The 16,843-nt window shown below is 64.0% G+C and carries 17 protein-coding genes; 10 read left to right on the forward strand and 7 right to left on the reverse strand.

Going from position 1 to position 16,843, the window contains the following annotated elements; genetic code table 11:
- Positions 1-22 precede the first annotated feature (22 nt).
- Positions 23-439: a TM2 domain-containing protein gene (locus E4O92_RS18655; RefSeq protein ID WP_135191154.1), complete on the reverse strand. Its 417-nt coding sequence runs from the start codon at positions 437-439 to the stop codon at positions 23-25.
- A gap of 260 nt (positions 440-699) precedes the next feature.
- Here E4O92_RS18655 and rpsP point away from each other — a divergent pair, with 260 nt between their 5' ends.
- The 10 genes from rpsP to E4O92_RS18705 all read left to right on the forward strand — a co-directional run bounded on the left by rpsP (position 700) and on the right by E4O92_RS18705 (position 9,624).
- Positions 700-948: a 30S ribosomal protein S16 gene (gene rpsP / locus E4O92_RS18660; protein WP_135191206.1), complete on the forward strand. Its 249-nt coding sequence runs from the start codon at positions 700-702 to the stop codon at positions 946-948.
- Positions 949-990: 42 nt separating this feature from the next.
- Positions 991-1,518 carry a ribosome maturation factor RimM gene (rimM, locus tag E4O92_RS18665; protein ID WP_206076904.1) on the forward strand — a complete coding sequence of 176 codons (528 nt, stop codon included), beginning with the start codon at positions 991-993 and terminating at the stop codon, positions 1,516-1,518.
- A gap of 26 nt (positions 1,519-1,544) precedes the next feature.
- Positions 1,545-2,303 (forward strand): tRNA (guanosine(37)-N1)-methyltransferase TrmD, encoded by a 759-nt coding sequence (gene trmD / locus E4O92_RS18670; protein ID WP_135191156.1) that lies wholly within the window; start codon positions 1,545-1,547, stop codon positions 2,301-2,303.
- Positions 2,304-2,425: 122 nt separating this feature from the next.
- The gene (gene rplS / locus E4O92_RS18675; protein ID WP_135191157.1) at positions 2,426-2,812 is read left to right on the forward strand and encodes a 50S ribosomal protein L19; all 387 of its coding nucleotides are present in this window, start codon (positions 2,426-2,428) and stop codon (positions 2,810-2,812) included.
- Between the two features lie 64 nt (positions 2,813-2,876).
- Positions 2,877-3,545 (forward strand): CoA pyrophosphatase, encoded by a 669-nt coding sequence (locus E4O92_RS18680; protein WP_135191158.1) that lies wholly within the window; start codon positions 2,877-2,879, stop codon positions 3,543-3,545.
- Positions 3,546-3,806: 261 nt separating this feature from the next.
- A complete protein-coding gene (locus E4O92_RS18685) occupies positions 3,807-4,763 on the forward strand; it encodes a CobD/CbiB family protein (protein WP_135191159.1) in 957 nt (318 codons plus the stop codon).
- 96 nt (positions 4,764-4,859) lie between these two features.
- The gene (locus E4O92_RS18690; protein ID WP_135191160.1) at positions 4,860-5,204 is read left to right on the forward strand and encodes a DUF3579 domain-containing protein; all 345 of its coding nucleotides are present in this window, start codon (positions 4,860-4,862) and stop codon (positions 5,202-5,204) included.
- Positions 5,205-5,317: 113 nt separating this feature from the next.
- On the forward strand, positions 5,318-5,767 hold the full coding sequence (locus tag E4O92_RS18695; protein WP_135191161.1) for a CBS domain-containing protein: 450 nt from the start codon (positions 5,318-5,320) through the stop codon (positions 5,765-5,767).
- A gap of 229 nt (positions 5,768-5,996) precedes the next feature.
- The gene (locus E4O92_RS18700; RefSeq protein WP_135191162.1) at positions 5,997-8,726 is read left to right on the forward strand and encodes a M16 family metallopeptidase; all 2,730 of its coding nucleotides are present in this window, start codon (positions 5,997-5,999) and stop codon (positions 8,724-8,726) included.
- A gap of 112 nt (positions 8,727-8,838) precedes the next feature.
- A complete protein-coding gene (locus E4O92_RS18705) occupies positions 8,839-9,624 on the forward strand; it encodes an SDR family oxidoreductase (RefSeq protein WP_135191163.1) in 786 nt (261 codons plus the stop codon).
- Between the two features lie 138 nt (positions 9,625-9,762).
- Here the strand turns inward: E4O92_RS18705 and E4O92_RS18710 are convergent, their stop codons facing one another.
- The 6 genes from E4O92_RS18710 to E4O92_RS18735 form a co-directional block, all read right to left on the reverse strand.
- A complete protein-coding gene (locus tag E4O92_RS18710; protein ID WP_135191164.1) occupies positions 9,763-10,503 on the reverse strand; it encodes a GntR family transcriptional regulator in 741 nt (246 codons plus the stop codon).
- 211 nt (positions 10,504-10,714) lie between these two features.
- The gene (locus tag E4O92_RS18715) at positions 10,715-12,019 is read right to left on the reverse strand and encodes a tetratricopeptide repeat protein (RefSeq protein ID WP_135191165.1); all 1,305 of its coding nucleotides are present in this window, start codon (positions 12,017-12,019) and stop codon (positions 10,715-10,717) included.
- A 161-nt stretch (positions 12,020-12,180) separates the two neighbouring features.
- Positions 12,181-13,671 carry a glycoside hydrolase family 3 protein gene (locus E4O92_RS18720; protein ID WP_135191166.1) on the reverse strand — a complete coding sequence of 497 codons (1,491 nt, stop codon included), beginning with the start codon at positions 13,669-13,671 and terminating at the stop codon, positions 12,181-12,183.
- A 4-nt stretch (positions 13,672-13,675) separates the two neighbouring features.
- Positions 13,676-14,686, reverse strand: a complete 1,011-nt coding sequence (locus E4O92_RS18725) for an SIS domain-containing protein (protein ID WP_206076906.1) — start codon at positions 14,684-14,686, stop codon at positions 13,676-13,678.
- Complete coding sequence (gene nagA / locus E4O92_RS18730; RefSeq protein WP_135191167.1) at positions 14,679-15,779, reverse strand: N-acetylglucosamine-6-phosphate deacetylase; 1,101 nt, start codon at positions 15,777-15,779, stop codon at positions 14,679-14,681. Before nagA ends, E4O92_RS18725 begins: the two co-directional genes overlap by 8 nt.
- Positions 15,776-16,654, reverse strand: coding sequence for a glucosamine kinase nucleotide-binding domain-containing protein (locus E4O92_RS18735; protein WP_135191168.1), 879 nt, complete (start codon positions 16,652-16,654; stop codon positions 15,776-15,778). Before E4O92_RS18735 ends, nagA begins: the two co-directional genes overlap by 4 nt.
- Between the last annotated feature and the right edge of the window lie 189 nt (positions 16,655-16,843).

Raw genomic sequence — 16,843 nt, forward strand, 5'->3', positions numbered from 1 at the left:
CCTTGCGCCGCCGCAGGCGCGGTCAGCCGTACGCGCCGCCTGTATAGAGCAGGTCGAACAGGCGGGCGAGGGTGGCGATCAGCAGGGTGCCGCCCAGCAGCGCCGTGATCACTACAAGCACCACCACGATCCAGTGCGAGTGCGAGCTGCGGCCTGATCCCGCGTTGTAGGCGGCGTCCCATTTGTCGTCTGGTGTCAGGCCGATCACCAGCGCTTCGATACAGGCGATGATGTACGAGATCAGGAGTGGCAGGAGCACCCAGAACGGGTTCGGCGCCTGCCCGACCCCGTACACCAGGCCGGCAATCGGAACGTTGCACAGGTGCAGCACACCGAGGCGGTCGTAACCGCTTTTGAGGTAGAAGCGATGCACGCCCAGTCCGCCCAGTACGAGGGCGAGGAAGGTGGCGAGGGTTTTGTTCTTGTGCGGCGCGGACATAAGAAGCAGTTTGTTCAGGAAAGCCAGCAGTATCCTTCAAAACTGTGGCAAAAGCATCAGATTTGCTCGCATGGCAATGCTCTGCCCGGCACAACGTAAGCCAGGGTGGACGGGACAGGTGGCGGTAAAGCAGAAAATCAGCCATAATGCGCAATTCCGCCGGGACTGCGCGCCCTGTTGTCATTAACGCTTGCTGCTGTGCGGCATTGCGCGCTATAATCGTCGGCTTTCTCCGCCCAGCACAATTTTTTGGAATTATTATGGTCGTTATTCGTTTAGCTCGTGGTGGCGCCAAGAAGCGCCCGTTCTTCAACATCGTCGCTACCGACTCGCGCAACCGTCGCGACGGTCGCTTCATCGAGCGCATCGGCTTCTACAACCCGATGGCCTCTGGTAACGAAGTTGGCCTGCGTATCGCTGCAGACCGTCTGGCTCACTGGCAAGGCGTTGGCGCACAACTGTCGCCGACCGTTGCTCGCCTGGTCTCGTCGCAAAAGGCAGCTGCCTAAGTTTAAGGTTTTTCAGGTTTGACCGATTCAGCAGCATCCGGGATGGAGATTCCTGACGACCTGATTCAGGTCGGTTACATCTCCGGCGCCTACGGCATCCGTGGCGGCATCCGCATCACGCCGCATTCGGTGGATGCAGACGCGCTGCTGAACGTGAAAACCTGGTGGATCGACAAGCCGTCCCTGCGGCCCGTCGCCGTGCGGACCGCAAAGATGCACAGTGGCGATGTGGTCGCCACCCTGGTCGGCCTGGTCGAACGCGACGAAGCCGAGGCGCTCAAGGGCGCCACGGTGCAGGTGTCGCGCGGCGAGTTCCCGGAACTGCCGGCCGACGAGTATTACTGGACCGACCTGATCGGCATGGATGTGGTGAACGAGCAGGGCGAACAGCTCGGCAAGGTCACCGACATGATGCACAACGGCGCGCAGTCGATTTTGCGCATCACTCCCATGCCGGATGCGGCGCCCGGGCAGCCGTCCGAGCGCCTGGTCCCGTTTGTTGACCAGTTCGTCAAGACGGTCGATCCGGCAGCAAAAAAGATTACCGTGGACTGGGGCCTGGATTATTGACCAGTCCACTTTGAGACGAGGTCCCGATGCAGTTTGACGTCGTGAGCTTGTTTCCCGAGATGTTTGCCGCGTTGACGCAGTCGGGTGTGACCCGGCGCGCCTTCGAGCAGCAGCGTTGGGGCCTGACGGTGTGGAATCCGCGCGATTTCACCCTCGATCGCCATCGCACTGTGGACGACCGCCCGTACGGCGGGGGCCCGGGGATGGTGATGCTGGCCAAGCCGCTCGAGGCAACGATCAATGCGGCCAGGCAGCGCCAGGTGGACATGGGCCTGCCCGCGCCGCGCGTGGTGTTCATGTCGCCGCAAGGCAAACAGCTGACCCACGAGCGCGTGATGGCGCTCAAGGATGAGCCAGGACTGGTGCTGCTGTGCGGCCGCTATGAGGCGGTCGACCAGCGTCTGCTGGACCGCGTGGTCGACGAGGAAATCTCGCTCGGCGATTTCGTGTTGTCCGGTGGCGAGTTGCCCGCGATGGCGCTGATGGACGCGGTGGTGCGGCAATTGCCCGGTGTGCTGGGCGACGACGCATCGGCGGTCGAGGACAGTTTCGTCAACGGCCTGCTCGATTCGCCGCACTATACCCGGCCGGAAGTGTACGAGGACGTGCCGGTGCCGCCTGTTTTGTTGGGCGGTAACCATGCCGAGATCATGAAGTGGCGCCGCCAGCGTATGCTGGAGGCCACGGCAAGGAAGCGGCCCGATTTGCTGGACAAGGCGCGCAGCGCCGGCCAGCTCACCGCGGCTGACGAAAAGTTTTTGGCAGGTTTGGTAAAACCTGTGTAGCAAAGGCACCCATGGAGAATACCCATGCGGTGCGGAAGCGGAACAATATTGTTCCGTCTGTTTAACCCCATCCTCTACTGGGCATACGAACGCGCCAGCATGATGGTTTAAGGAGTCAACAAATGGATCTGATCCAGCAACTCGAGCAAGAAGAGATTGCGCGCCTCGGCCGCAATATCCCTGAATTCGCACCTGGCGACACCGTTGTCGTCAACGTCAACGTGGTCGAAGGCAACCGCAAGCGCGCCCAGGCTTACGAAGGCGTGGTGATCTCGCGTCGTAACCGCGGCCTGAACTCGAACTTCATCGTTCGTAAGATCTCGTCGGGCGAAGGCGTCGAGCGTACCTTCCAGCTGTACTCGCCGCTGATCGCTTCGATCGAAGTGAAGCGCCGTGGTGACGTGCGCCGTGCGAAGCTGTACTACCTGCGTGAGCGTTCGGGCAAATCGGCTCGTATCAAGGAAAAGCTGCCGAGCCGCAAGGCCGCAACTGTTGCTGCCGCTGAATAATAGCGTCTGCAATCTTGGAAAAAGGCATCCGTTTGGGTGCCTTTTTTTTCACCCGGAGAAATGCTTGGCAAAAATTCCATTCGATCCCGAACAGTTACCGGTCGAATCCATCGCGGGCGAGGCGGCGCTGCCTTTTTCCCGGCTTAGCGCCGCCTGGCTGCGCCAGCGCTTTGCCGAATCGTGCCAGTGGCAACCCGAGCGGCTGGACGAAAGCAACCTGCGGCGCTTTCCCAAGTTCAAGCAAGCCGCCGTGCTGATGCCGATCGTGCAACGCCCGGATGGCCTGACGATGTTGCTGACCCAGCGGACCGACAACCTGTCCACCCATGCCGGGCAGGTCAGCTTTCCCGGAGGGAGTGCCGAGGAGCGGGATTCGTCCCCGATCGAAACGGCGCTGCGCGAGACCGAGGAAGAGATTGGCCTGAACCGCCGTCATGTCGAGATCGTCGGCGTGCTGCCGGAATACGTCACCGCCACCGGTTACCGCGTCACCCCGGTGGTTGGGCTGCTCACGCCACCGTTCGAACTGGCTGCCGACCCGAACGAAGTGGCCGAGATCTTCGAAGTCCCGCTGTCGTTCCTGATGGATGGCGCCAATCACCAGCGCATGTCGATCGAGCTGCCGGAAGGAGTGGGACGGCGCAGCTTCTACGCGATACCATATCAACGGTTTTTTATCTGGGGAGCAACCGCGGGGATGCTGCGCAACTTGTTCCATTTCCTGCGGGCCTGATTGGAGGCGTAGGGTGCGCACCAGTGCGCACGCGGTCACGGCATGCTGACTTGCGGCTGCCGTTTCGGCAACGCTCCGTTCGCGAACCGCGTGCGCACAGGTCCTCGGCGGCCCCGCGCCCCCTACGCCCTCCGTGAGGCGCCGCGGAGCGGGCGAATATCGCCACAAAACATTTGCTTACCACCGGGATTTGATTCCCGCCTGTCTCTGCGCTATCGTAGCGGGCGTGTAGTGTTGCTATAACAAAAAAAAGGACGTTTGATGACTTTTTTCTCCATTCTGTGCGCGCTGCTGATCGAGCAACTCAAGCCGCTGCGCGCAGATAACCAGATCTACGGCGGCATCAAGCGTCTCGCCACCCAGATCGAAAGCTGGTTCAATGCAGGCGAGACCGCTAACGGTCGCCTTGGCTGGTTCCTGATGATGGCCATACTGATGCTGCCCACCGCCATCATCTACGGCATCCTGAAGCATTACAACATCTTCCTGGCGTTCGGCTGGAACGTGCTGATCGTCTACCTGACCCTCGGTTTCCGTCACTACAGCCACTATTTCACCTCGATCCAGTTCGCCCTCAATTCCGGCGATGAAGCCGGCGCGCGCAGGCTGCTGGCCGAATGGACCAAGCTTGACACAGTCGGCATGGACAGCACCGAGATCGCCCGCATCGCGGTCGAAAAATCGCTCGTGACCACCCACCGCAATGTGTTCGGCGTATTCTTCTGGTTCCTGATGCCGCTGGGACCGGCTTGCGCGGTGATGTACCGCGTGTCCGAATACCTGGCGCGTGCGTGGAACGAGCCCGACCATATGCGCAACGAAGCCTTCGGCCGGTTCGCCGCCAGGGCCTTTTACTGGCTCGACTGGATACCGGTGCGCCTGACCGCGATCGCATTTGCCGTGGTCGGCAATTTCGAGGATTCGGTCTATGCGTGGCGCAACTTCGCCAGCCGCTGGGCCGACGAATCGAAGGGCATCATCCTGGCTGCGGGCGGCGGCGCGATGGGCGTGCGTCTGGGCACGCCGGTCGAAAACGCCCCGCAACTGCTGCCGGCCGATGCCGCCACCGTCGACTTCTCGGAAAGCGATGCCGATGTGTTGCCAGGCGAGGAGCCGAACGTGCGCGCCCTGCAAAGCACCGTGGGACTTGTCTGGCGTGCCCTGTTACTATGGATGGCATTGTTGCTGCTGCTGTCTGGTGCAGTATGGCTAGGATGATAACGTGGCGACATAGGCCTCGTCCGCAGGTCTTCTATAAGATATAATACCTGCTGTCGTTCTCATCCACGCAGTATTCCTGTTTCAAGCAGCACTATGGCCGAGTTACCGCAAACCAGGAAAGAACTCGCCGACGAGTTTTTCATTTTAGGCGTCACCAGCAAAGGCAGGCAGTTTCGCCCCAGCGATTGGGCGGAGCGCCTGTGCGGTGTGATGTCCTGCTTCCGCCCGCACGGTAGTAGCGTCCCCGACGCGCACCTGAAGTTCTCCCCGTACGTGCACCCGACCATCGTGAACGGGGTCAAGGCTGTCGTCGTCGACAACGAGTTGAAAAAAATCGAACCCCTCGCGTACCACTTCCTTGTCGACTTCGCCAAGGACAACGACTTGCAGGTGGTCGACGCCTGCTTCGTCCCGCCGCCAGCCGAATCCAGGTCCTGATCCCGCTGCTTCCTCGCGCCGCTGCCGGTTTGAGCAAAATCAAACCCGCCCTTGGGCCGCGCGCTAGCGTAGGCCCGTCACGCGCGCATCAAGCTCGCGCAGAGGGGAACGACATGCAAATCGGCGAAATTGCTACCGCAGAGACGATTTACTGCAGACGCGACGAATCGGTGCAAGCGGCGGCCTTGCTCATGCGGCAACATCATGTTGGCGACCTCGTGGTTGCCGACGAAATCGCCGATCAGCGTATTCCGGTTGGCATCGTCACCGACCGCGATATCGTCGTGTCCGTCATCGCGCTGGGACTGGACCCGTCAAGCCTGCAGGTCGGCGACATCATGAGCGATGACCTGCTTACCGTGAATGAAGCGGACGACGTGTACGCGACAATCGAAAAGATGCGTTTCCGCGGTATCCGCCGGGTGCCGGTGGTGAACGCAAACGGCGCATTGATGGGGATCGTCAGCGCCGACGACCTGCTCGAGTTCCTGTCCGAAGAGATGGGCGAGCTCGCACGCATCAGTTCACATCAGCAGGCGCACGAAAAGCGCGCGCGGCACTGAGCTGTCGTTCCAACATGAGCAGGGCAGCAAGCCGCAACGCAGCCATGCGACTGCTAAGCGTGGCTTAATCAAGCTTCTGTTACCATCGCGTTTTTCGTAAAGGTGCGCCCAGCCGCGACGGCTTGTGCGCATGGCGCGTGAGCGCACCGGAACGCGTACCATTTGTGCACCATCGGCATCTGTCCGTAGCCGCGTGCCGCATCAATGCGCACCCTACCTGAAAGATCACATGAGTCTGATAAGCTTCAAGCGCGCCCTGGTCGCGCCAATCGTGGCCGGCCTGGCCTTCGTCGCTGCCACCCCCGCATGGTCGTTTGCGCCACCCAAGGGCGTGGTGCAAGGCCCCTCGGTCGAGGGCATCACCGAATACCGCCTGCCCAACGGCCTGAAGGTGCTGCTGTTCCCGGACGCGTCGCGTCCCACCATCACCGTGAACATGACCTACCTGGTCGGCTCGCGCCACGAGAACTACGGCGAGACCGGGATGGCGCACCTGCTCGAACACCTCATGTTCAAGGGCACCCCGAAGAACTCGGACATCACGCGCCAGTTTTCCGAACGCGGCATGGATTTTAACGGCACCACCTCGCTCGACCGCACCAACTACTACGAGGTTTTCCCGGCCGGGAACGGTAACCTCCAGTGGGCGCTGCAGATGGAAGCCGACCGCATGACCCACTCGTTCATTTCGAAGAAGGACCTCGATTCCGAAATGACCGTCGTGCGCAACGAGTACGAGAAGGGCGAGAACTCGCCCACCAATGTGCTGATGAAGCGGATGCAGGCCACTTCCTTCGACTGGCACGCCTACGGTCGCCCGACGATCGGCAACAAGAGCGATATCGAGAACGTCAAGATCTCAAACCTGCAAGCCTTCTACCGCACCTACTACCAGCCGGACAACGCGGTTCTGCTGGTGGCGGGCAAGTTCGATCCCGATGCCACGCTCGGCACGATCAGCCGCCTGTTCGGCACCATCCCCAAGCCCAAGCGTACGCTGCCCCAGTTCTGGACCGAGGAACCGACCCAGGACGGCGAGCGCACCTTCGCCGTGCGGCGCCAGGGCGACGTGCAGATCGTCGCGGTCGCCTACAAGGTGCCGTCCGCCCTGCATGACGACAGCGACGTGCTGAGTTTTGCGTCGAGCATCCTGGGTGATTCGCCGACCGGCCGCCTGCACAAGCTGCTGGTCGATTCCGGCATGGCCAGCCAGGTGTTCAGCTACGGCCAGACCGGCTATGCGCCGGGCCTGCAGTACTTCGGTGCCGTGGTCAAGAAAGGCGCGCCGCTCGAACCGGTGCGCGAAGCGCTGACCAGGGCGGTCGAGGGGTTCGCCCAGCACCCGCCCACGAAAGAGGAGATGGAGCGCGTGCGGCGCAGCTACCTGAACGAATACGACCGCAGCCTGAACGACCCGCAGCGCGTCGGCGTCGCGCTGTCGGACGTGATCTCGCTGGGCGACTGGCGCCTGTTCTTCGTCGGGCGCGACCGCGTCAAGTCCGTCACCGCCGAGCAGGTCGCGGCGGCATCCGGTCGCTACTTCAAGCGCGATAACCGCGTGACCGGCAGCTTCATCCCGACCGACGACGCCGAGCGTGCCGCGATTCCGGCCGCGCCCAAGCTCGAGGCCGTGCTGAAGGATTTCAAGCCGAGCGCATCGAACCTGACGGCCGAAACCTTCGAGCCGACGCAGGAAAACATCATGAAACGCACGACCGTGACCACGGCCGGCGGCATGCAGCTGGCGCTGCTGCCCAAGAAGAACCGCGGCCAGACCGTCTCGGTCAACCTGCGCCAGCACATCGGCGACGAGAAGAACCTGTTCGACAAGGGCGAGGTGCCCGGGCTGACCGCCGCCATGCTCATGCGCGGGACCAGCAAGTTCAATCGCGTCCAGTTGGCCGACGAATTCGAACGGCTGAAGATTTCCGGCGGCCTGACCCACTTCGAGACCACCCGCGAGAACCTGCCGGAAGCGCTCAAGCTGGTCGCGCACGTGCTCAAGGAGCCGAGCTTCCCGGCGGCCGAGTTCGAGCAGCTGCGCCAGCAGACCCTGGTGGGCCTGGAGGCCAGCCGCTCCGAGCCGCAGTCGGTGGCCGCGCGTGCGCTCGGCCAGCACTTCAACATCTACCCGCGCGGTGACGTGCGCGCCGCGACCACGCTGGAGGAGGATATCGCCGACGTCAAGCGCGCCACGCTGGACGACCTGAAGGCCTTCCACCGCGACTACTACGGCACCGTGCCGGCCCAGGTCGCGATCGTCGGCGACTTCGATCCGGGTACGATCAAGCCGCTGGTGGAGCAGCTGTTCGGCCACTGGCAGGCCACGCAAGCCGTGGCGCCGATCCTGAGCCGCCATGCGGACGTGGCGCCGGTGAAAAAAACGATCGACACGCCGGACAAGGAAAACGGCGTCTACCTGGCGCGCATGAACCTGAAGCTGAACGTCGAGGACCCGGACTATCCGGCGCTCACCCTGGCCAACTTCATCTTCGGCGAGGGTGGACTCAAGTCGCGCCTGATGGAGCGCATCCGCCAGAAGGAAGGATTGTCGTATGGCGTCGGATCGCACCTGGCCGGGGGAGACCTTGACCATGCGGGCGAGTTCGTGATCAGCGCGATCGCCGCGCCGCAGAACCTGCGCCGGGTTGACCAGGCTGTGCAGGAGGAACTGGCGCGTGCGCTCAAGGACGGCTTTACAAAGGCCGAACTGGCCGGTGCCAAGTCGGGTCTGATGCAACAACGGATCCAGAATCGCTCCGATGATGGCACCGTGGCGTCCGGCTGGACCGCGTACCTGTACCGCGGCCGGACATTCGAATGGTCGCGCCAGTTCGAGAACAAGCTGATGGCGGTTACGTTGCCAGAATTGAATGCCGCGTTCCGCAAGGCCATCGATCCGGCCAAGCTGTCGGTCGTCATGGCCGGCGACCAGCGCAAGGCGGGTGCCGCAAACTAAAAAAATCCCGATTTTTGAGCGATGAACGTTTGATCCCAGCTCGTCGCGGCGCTATGATGTTGCTTTTGGGCAGTATTAGTTGCCAAATGGAATTGTAAGGAGTTCATTAACAATGAAGGGCATAAGCAAGCAGCAGCCGGAGGGATTTGGCGGCAAGGTTGTGCTGGTCACCGGCGCTGCGAGCGGGATCGGGCGTGCCACCGCGCTCGCGTTCGGGCGTGCAGGCGCGCACGTGGTGGTGGCCGACACCTCGGTCGACGGCGGTCACGCAACCGCGGCCATGATCGTGGAATCGGGCGGCAAGGCGCTGTATGTGCAGTGCAACGTCGCCCGCGCCGGCGACGTGGAGGCGCTGGTCGACAAGACCGTGTCGTACTACGGCCGGCTCGACTGTGCGATCAACAACGCCGGCATCGACGACGAGAGCAACCCGCTGGCCGAAGGCGACGAAGCGCAGTTTGACCGCATCATGGGCGTCAATCTCAAGGGCGTATGGCTGTGCATGAAGTACCAACTGCTCCAGATGACCAGGCAGGGCGGCGGTGGCGTGATCGTCAACATCGCTTCGGTCGCGGGACTGGTCGGTGCGCCGGGGCACGCGATCTACGGCGCCAGCAAGCATGCGGTGGTCGGGCTGACCAAGAGCGCGGCTGCCGAGTATGCCAAGTCGGGCATCCGCGTCAACAGCATCTGCTCAGGCAGCGTCAAGACGCCGATGCTGGCACGGGTATTCGAGAACGAGAGCGGCGCGGAAAAAAGGGCCAAGGCCATGCATCCGATGGGGCGCTTTGCCGAGCCGGGCGAAATCGCGAACGCGGCGATGTGGCTGTGCTCGGACCAGTCCTCGTTCGTGACCGGGCACCAGCTGGCGGTGGACGGCGGTCTGACGGCTATTTGATCTGCGAACTCGAGATCGGAGGCGTAGGGTGCGCACCTGTGCGCACGCGGTCACCGCATGACTGACTTGCGGCAGCCGCTTCACTACGCCGCGTTCGCGAACCGCGTGGGCACAGGTGCCCACCCTACGTACCCTCCGCTACGCCGCGTTCAGCTCCGCCACAAAGTCGTACATGTCGCCACGGAAGAACGACCGGCAGAACTCGACGGCGCACCCGTCGCGCAAAAAGCCCAGCCGTTCCACGCACAGGCCGGCGTCGCCTTCCTTCGTCTGCAACAGCCTTGCCTGCTCGGCATTGAGCAGCAGCGCCGATAGCCGCTGCAGTGCGCGCACGGGGCGGTTGCCGGCCGCCTCCAGCGCTTCGTACATGGACGCGTCCACCGCCTCGAGCGAGGGCAGGGCGCTGGCCGCAATCGTCGCGTATTCGACGCACATCGGTATGTCGTCCGCGAAGCGGATGCGGTTGAAGCGGTACACCGCGGCGCCGGGCGACAGCCGCAGCCGCAGCGCCTCGTCCGGCGTCACCAGTCCCTCCGAACGCTTGAGCCAGACGCTGCGCGGCGTTCGCCCGCGTGAGCGCATGTCCTCGGAAAACGAGGTCAGTTTGGCGAAGTTCTTCTCGAAGCGCCGGTTGATGAAGTTGCCCGAGCCCGCGCGCCGCACCAGCAGCCCTTCTTCGACCAGGCCGTCGATCGCCTTGCGCACCGTAATGCGCGAAATCCCCAGTTCGGTGGCCAGTTGGCGTTCGGCCGGCAGGGCCTCGGCCGGGCCGAGCACGCCCTGGTCGATTGCTTCGCGCAGCGCGCGCTGCAATTGCTGGTACAGCGGCAGGTTGCTGGTCACAGCAAGGTTCTGCATGAGCTGGGAAAGCTGGGACATCGGCGAGATGCTTTCGTTTGGATGGTCGAGAGTGTCGATAATACCAAAAAAAGACCGCGCCTCCGCCAGTGGCCCTCGACTCTTTTTTGATGATGAATGCAATGGGTGCGGTACGCTGAACGTTACCATCCGACCAGGTTTCACCAGCCGCAAAAAAAGCGGGCCGGGCTTGCGCCCGAACCCGCCTTGTGCGGTGCCGTGAACCGGCTGCTTACTGCGCTGCCACCTGCAGGCCTGGCGCCCCGGTCGGGTGGTTCAACAGCACGATCCAGTACTTGGCCAGGTCCGACAGGCCGCCGCCGGCCTTCACGGTCTGGAAAGTCTTGATAGCGTCGTCCTTGCGGCCGGCCTTGGCCAAGGCCATACCCAGGCGCAGCTTGGCTTCGTCCGGCTGCTTCAGGCTGCCCTTGGCGATACCCTGCTCGATGAAATTGATGCCCTTGTCGTACTGGCCCATCGTCACGTACGCCCAACCAATGTTGACCAGGCCGGCGCCATTCTTCGACTTGGCTGCCGAGGCTTCGCCGCTGGCGATGTTCTTGGCGTCGTCGGCCGCGCTCTTGTTGGCCTTGTCGCGCAGCTGGCGTGCCTTTGCGTCGGACAGCACGCCTGCGGCAAAGCCAGCGTCCAGGGCCTGCTTCGCCTCGGTCGGCGAGCCGACCTGCAGCGCCAGTTCGGCCAGGTTCATGTAGTCTTCCGGCGCCATCTTCTTGACCGCCGCAAACTCGAAGCGATACACCTCGATCAGGTGCGCGTTGCCGTCAAAGCCCGGACGGCGCTGGATGCCACGGTTGATCACGTCGGTCCAGTAGTCGTCGGTCGGGTAGAACGCCACCAGCTTTTCCATCGCTGCCAGGTAGGTCGCGTCGTCCTTGAGCTTGGAGGCCGAGCTGGCCAACAGGCGCAGGTCCTGGTCCGTGGGGGCGACGCCGCTCTTTTCGGATTCGGCAATGACAGGCAGCACTTCGGTCTTGGTGCTGGCGTAGTCGCCGCTCAGGTACAGGGCTCGGATCAGGTTGGAGCGCGCTTTCTCAGGCGTCGCGCTTTCTTTCATGTAACGCTTGAGCCACTCGGCTTCCTTCGGGTAGTTCTTGGCGGTGTCATACAAGTTGGCCAGCGCCAGCATGAGGTTGTCCTTCTCCGCTGCCGGCGCGAATTCCGAGTTGATGATCGCTTCGAGCGACGAAATCGTGAGTGCGTCGTTGTTGGACGACACAGCCAGCTGCAGCTTCGTGCGGTGGATCACGTAGGTCTCGTACGGAGTCAGATTCGGCAATGCGGCGGCTTGGGTGGTGCGGTTCTCCACCTCGGTGAAGTTCTTCGCATCTACCAGCGGCTTGATCTGGGCCGGATCAACCAATTTGTACAGTTCCGGGCGCACGGTCGGCCCTTTTTGCTCGGCCGCTGGGGCAGGCTTGTCGCCTTTTTTCTGTGCAAGGGCGGTGTTGGTCAGCGCCGGTGCCAGGCCGACGGCAGCCAACAACACGGCAAGGCGGGCAAGACGGAATTGGGACATGGAAAATCCTTAATTCAAAAAAAGATGACGATGTGCGAATTCACCGGACAATGGCGAATTTGCCATTTGGGCAAAACGTGCATTGTCCCACAAACTGCCGGGGCCGGCTAAAGCGAATTGTGCAGCAACGGCGCCCCTGGCGCCGTTGCGGTTACATTGCGTTACGGTCGGCTATCAAAACCGGGGACGGGGCAGGTGCCGGCGGCTTCGATTTCACCGGCCAGCCAGGCCTTCACCGCCGCCAGCGCCGGCGGCGCGAAGCCATAGGTCATCAGGGCCGGGGCGGCGAAGTCGAGGGCCTGGTACGGATTCCACAAGGCTATATGCAAGTCCGGCCGCCAGGTCGTGCGAGCATGCTCACCGTAGCGCCGGCGGCTGGTCGAGGCCAGGATCGTGAAGCGGCCGTCCTGCGGCAGCGCGCTCCAGTCGAAGCTTTCGGCATCAACATAGGTGACCAGGTCGACGTCGTACAGCTGGCCCAGCGATTCGGCGATTTTCGCCGCCGATACGCCCGCTTCGGACACGCCGTCGCTGACCACGTCCGCGCGCGCGACCAGGCGCACCGCGCTGCCCGGCCCAGGGCGCTGCGGATCGCGCAGTGCGGTCAAGCCGCGCCGCCAGGCCTGGGCCATCAGTTCGTGGTCGGCGGATTCTTCCGCGTAGTCGTGGCGGCCACTCGGGTGCGCGCTGGCCAGGCTCGACAAACGTGCCAGCTTGGCCCTGACATCCTCGATTGGCAGCTCGCCGTTTTCGATCGCGGCCGCGATCGCGGCGATCGTCTCTTCCTGCGTCTCGCGGCTGCCGATCGCCATCACCATGTCCGCGCCCGCCTGCAGCGCCTTGACCGCCGCCTGGCCGGCTCCGTAGCGGTGGGCGATCGCATGCATGTCCATGCCGTCGGTGACGATCACGCCCTGGTAGCCGAACTGTTCGCGCAGGATGCCCGTCAGGATCGGGCGCGACATCGTGGCCGGGTAGTCGGGATCGAGCGCCGGGTAGACGATGTGCGCGGTCATGACTGCCGGTGCGTGCGGCGCGGCGGCGCGAAACGGCGCGAATTCGAACTGTTCCAGCTCCGCGAGCGGCTTGTCGACCGTCGGCAGGTCGCGGTGCGAGTCGACGTGGGTGTCGCCGTGGCCGGGGAAGTGCTTGACGCAGCAGGCCACGCCTTCCGATTCGCTGCCCTCCATCCAGGCCATCGCGATCTCGGCTGCGCGTTGCGGATCGGCGCCGAACGAGCGCTCGGCGATCACCGGATTGTGCGGATTGTTGTTCAGGTCCAGCACCGGCGCGAAGTTCCAGTTAAAGCCCAGCGAGCGCACCGCGCGCGCGACCGCGGCGCCCACCGCGCGCGCAAGTATCGGATCGCCGGCCGCGCCCAGCGCCATCGCCGCCGGCGGCGCGGGAACCCAGGTCGGGCGCACCACGGCGCCGCCTTCCTGGTCGAGCGCGATCAGTGCTTCAACCCCGAACACGTCGCGCAGATCGCTAGTGAACCGGGTGAGCTGGGTCGCATCAAGCATGTTCTGGCGGAACAGGCACGCGGCGCGCACGCGGTTGGCGCGCAGGAATTCGGCGGTGTCAATATCCAGTTCGGTGCCGAGCAGGCGCACCATGATCAGCTGTCCCGCCAGCGTTCTCGCGTCCATCATGGTCTCAGTTGGTTTTGGTGACTTTGGAGAGATGGCGCGGGCGGTCCGGATCGAGGCCGCGTGCCTTCGACAGGTGGGCTGCCATCACGTAGAACGCCTGGATCGCCACGATCGGATCGAGGTCGGGCGTGGCCGCCACCGGCAGCGTCAGGTCGCGGCTCGCGACGTCCTCGGGCGCCGCGAGCAGCACGTGCGCGCCACGGCCGCGCATCTCGTCGGCCAGGGCCACCAGGCCGGCCTGGGTCGGGCCGCGGGTGGCGAAAATCACCAGCGGATATCCTTCCTCGATCAGCGCCATCGGGCCGTGTTTGATCTCGGCGCCGCTGAAGGCTTCCGCCTGCAGCGCCGAGGTTTCCTTGAACTTGAGCGCCGACTCGAGCGCGACCGGGAAGCTGATGCCGCGGCCGACCACCATGATATTGCGCGCCGGCGCCAGCACGTCGATCGCCCTGGACCAGTCGGTCTGCGCGGCCGTGCGCAGCGCGTCGGGCAGGGCGGCGATGCCTTCCTTCAGTTCGGCGTCGTTCTGCCACTCGGACACCAGGCGCGCGCCCGCGACCAGGCTGGTGATAAAGCTCTTGGTGGCGGCCACGCTCTGCTCCTTGCCGGCGTGCAGCGGCATCGTCCATTCGGCCGCCTGCGCCAGCGGCGAGGCCGCGTCGTTCACCAGCGCCACGGTGGTCGCCCCGCCATCGCGGAAGTAGCGGATCGGCTCGACCACGTCCGGGCTCTGGCCGGACTGCGAAATCGCGATTGCGAGCGTGCCCTGCGTGACCAGCGGCGACTTGTACAGCGTGATCAGGGACATCGGCAGCGAGGTCACCAAGCGTCCCATGCGCGACATGATCAGGTAGGCCAGGTAGCTCGACGCGTGATCCGAGCTGCCGCGCGCCACGGTCACGGCGCTGTTGAAGTTGGTCGACCTCAGCCTGCGTCCCAGTTCCGAATAGCGTTCGACGTCCTCAAGCAGTTGCAGGGCGACGCAGTCGGCCGCGGACACGGCTTCTTTAAGCATCAGCGAGGTCACACACTTCTCCTTCGATATAAACGGCTTTGATATTCAAATCGCGGTCCAGGACCACGATGTCGGCGAAACAGCCGGGCGACAGGCGTCCGCGCTGGGTCTCGCCCAGGTAGTCGGCGGCGTTGGTCGACACGCGCCTGGAAGCTTCCTCGATCGACAGGCCGATCGAGACCAGGTTGCGCAGCGCCTGGTCCATGGTCAGGGTGCTGCCGGCCAGCGTGCCGTCGGCCAGGCGCACGCCGCCCATGCACTTGTGGACCACCTGGCGGCCGAGCATGTATTCGCCATCCGGCATACCGGCGGCGGCGGTGGAATCGGTCACGCAGAACAGGTTGGGGATCGAACGCAGCGCGACCTTGATCGCGCCTGGGTGCACGTGCAGCAGGTCGGGGATGATCTCGGCGTACTGCGCATGCGCGAGCGCCGCGCCGACCATGCCTGGATCGCGGTGGTGCAGTCCGGGCATGGCGTTGAACAGGTGGGTGAAACCGGCCGCGCCGTTCTCCAGCGCCTTGACTCCGACTTCATATGATCCGGTGGTGTGGCCGATCTGCACGCGAATGCCGGCGTCGGCAAGCAGCCGCACCAGCTCCATGTGACCCTCGATTTCGGGAGCCACGGTGACCAGGCGCATCGGGGCCAGCTCGCCGAAGCGCCGCACTTCGTCAACCGTCGCCTCGCGCGCGAACGGCGGCTGCGCGCCCAGTTTGCCGGAGTTGATGTACGGGCCTTCCAGGTGCACGCCGAGGATTCGCGCTTCACCGGGATTGCGCGAATTGGCCGCGGCGCCAATCGTGGCAAGCGCGCGCGTGATGTCCTCAAGCGGCGCGGTCATCGTGGTCGCCAGCAGGCTGGTGGTGCCATGCCTTGCGTGCAGTTTGGCGATCACGTGCGGCGCATCGCCGCCTTCCATCATGTCGCGTCCGCCCCCGCCGTGCACATGCAGGTCGATGAAGCCGGGCAGGACGTAATCGTCGCCATTGGCGATCGGGTCGACCGCATTGCCGCTGATGGTGTCGATGCGCTTGCCGAAACTGATCTCGCCATTGATCCAGCCGCCCGGGGTCAGGATGTTGCCTTTCATTGGTGTGCTTTCTTCAGGTGCAGTTGGATCATGCGCAGCGCGCCGGCCGCCGAGTCGCCCTTGGGCGGGACAGTGCGCGCCAGCAGGGCCGCGGGCAGGTAGTGGCTGAGCCGCTCGCCCAGGCCGCCGCACAGCGCGAGCGGCAGCAGGCCGCTCGGGTCGAGCGCGGCGGCGATGTTCGCCACTTCCTGGCCGGCCTCGAGCAGGATTGCGCGGGCCACCGGATCGGTGTCGCCGTGCGCAAGCACGAATCGCGCGAGACTGGCATAGCTGGTCTGTGTGGCCTTGCCCAGCCAGAGCTGGATCGCATCGCGGTTGCCGCCGCAGGCATCGATCACGGCACGCGCGAAGGCGCCGTCCGGCTTGCGGCCGTCGAGCACCTGCTGGCTGTAGCCGATCGCCTTCAGGCCCATCCATGCGCCGCTGGCCTCGTCGCCGGCGGGGAAGCCCCAGCCGCCGACCTCGCGCTTGTCGCCGCTGGGCAGCAGCGCCTCGCCCACGCTGCCGGTGCCGATCGCAACGATCGTGCCCGGTTCGCCGCCGTGCGCGCCCATGAGTGTGGTGAAACCGTCGGTATCGAGCACGAGGGCGCCGAAACCGGGATCGGCGGCGATGAAATCTGCCGCCCATTGTTTGTTGTGGACGCCCGCCAAGCCCAGACCGATCGCGACATTGCCGATCGCCGGCATGGACACGCCGATCGCGGCGAACGCCTGGTTGACCGCGTCGTTAATGGAAGCCCACGCGTTGGCGATGCCGTGCGCAAGACCGGACGGGCCGCTCGCGCCCTGCGCCAGTTCGGTGCCGGCGGCGCACGTCAGGCGTACCCGGGTGCCGGTGCCGCCGCCGTCGACGCCGATGAGATATTCGATCATGTAAGAAAAGAAGCTGCCGGGGGAGGTCAGGGCACTATAGGGATGCGGTCAGGCGTTGTCAACAGGTATTTAACTGGTATGCATCGATTGGGTGCGGATATGGGGTGATAGCCAGGAGTTATCGATGTAAGTGATTGATATTATTGGGAAAGTAGTGGTATTGCGAGTGGTATTGATGGGCGCGGCGTT

This window comes from Massilia horti, from assembly GCF_004614195.1.
GTDB lineage: Bacteria > Pseudomonadota > Gammaproteobacteria > Burkholderiales > Burkholderiaceae_D > Telluria > Telluria horti.

Excerpts from the sequence above, each read along its gene's own strand:
- E4O92_RS18655 (WP_135191154.1), bottom strand. The coding sequence starts at position 439 with ATGTCCGCGCCGCACAAGAACAAAACCCTCGCCACCTTCCTCGCCCTC.
- rpsP (WP_135191206.1), top strand. The coding sequence starts at position 700 with ATGGTCGTTATTCGTTTAGCTCGTGGTGGCGCCAAGAAGCGCCCGTTC.
- rimM (WP_206076904.1), top strand. The coding sequence starts at position 991 with ATGGAGATTCCTGACGACCTGATTCAGGTCGGTTACATCTCCGGCGCC.
- trmD (WP_135191156.1), top strand. The coding sequence starts at position 1,545 with ATGCAGTTTGACGTCGTGAGCTTGTTTCCCGAGATGTTTGCCGCGTTG.
- rplS (WP_135191157.1), top strand. The coding sequence starts at position 2,426 with ATGGATCTGATCCAGCAACTCGAGCAAGAAGAGATTGCGCGCCTCGGC.
- E4O92_RS18685 (WP_135191159.1), top strand. The coding sequence starts at position 3,807 with ATGACTTTTTTCTCCATTCTGTGCGCGCTGCTGATCGAGCAACTCAAG.
- E4O92_RS18690 (WP_135191160.1), top strand. The coding sequence starts at position 4,860 with ATGGCCGAGTTACCGCAAACCAGGAAAGAACTCGCCGACGAGTTTTTC.
- E4O92_RS18695 (WP_135191161.1), top strand. The coding sequence starts at position 5,318 with ATGCAAATCGGCGAAATTGCTACCGCAGAGACGATTTACTGCAGACGC.
- E4O92_RS18700 (WP_135191162.1), top strand. The coding sequence starts at position 5,997 with ATGAGTCTGATAAGCTTCAAGCGCGCCCTGGTCGCGCCAATCGTGGCC.
- E4O92_RS18705 (WP_135191163.1), top strand. The coding sequence starts at position 8,839 with ATGAAGGGCATAAGCAAGCAGCAGCCGGAGGGATTTGGCGGCAAGGTT.
- E4O92_RS18710 (WP_135191164.1), bottom strand. The coding sequence starts at position 10,503 with ATGTCCCAGCTTTCCCAGCTCATGCAGAACCTTGCTGTGACCAGCAAC.
- E4O92_RS18715 (WP_135191165.1), bottom strand. The coding sequence starts at position 12,019 with ATGTCCCAATTCCGTCTTGCCCGCCTTGCCGTGTTGTTGGCTGCCGTC.
- E4O92_RS18720 (WP_135191166.1), bottom strand. The coding sequence starts at position 13,671 with ATGATGGACGCGAGAACGCTGGCGGGACAGCTGATCATGGTGCGCCTG.
- E4O92_RS18725 (WP_206076906.1), bottom strand. The coding sequence starts at position 14,686 with ATGCTTAAAGAAGCCGTGTCCGCGGCCGACTGCGTCGCCCTGCAACTG.
- nagA (WP_135191167.1), bottom strand. The coding sequence starts at position 15,779 with ATGAAAGGCAACATCCTGACCCCGGGCGGCTGGATCAATGGCGAGATC.
- E4O92_RS18735 (WP_135191168.1), bottom strand. The coding sequence starts at position 16,654 with ATGATCGAATATCTCATCGGCGTCGACGGCGGCGGCACCGGCACCCGG.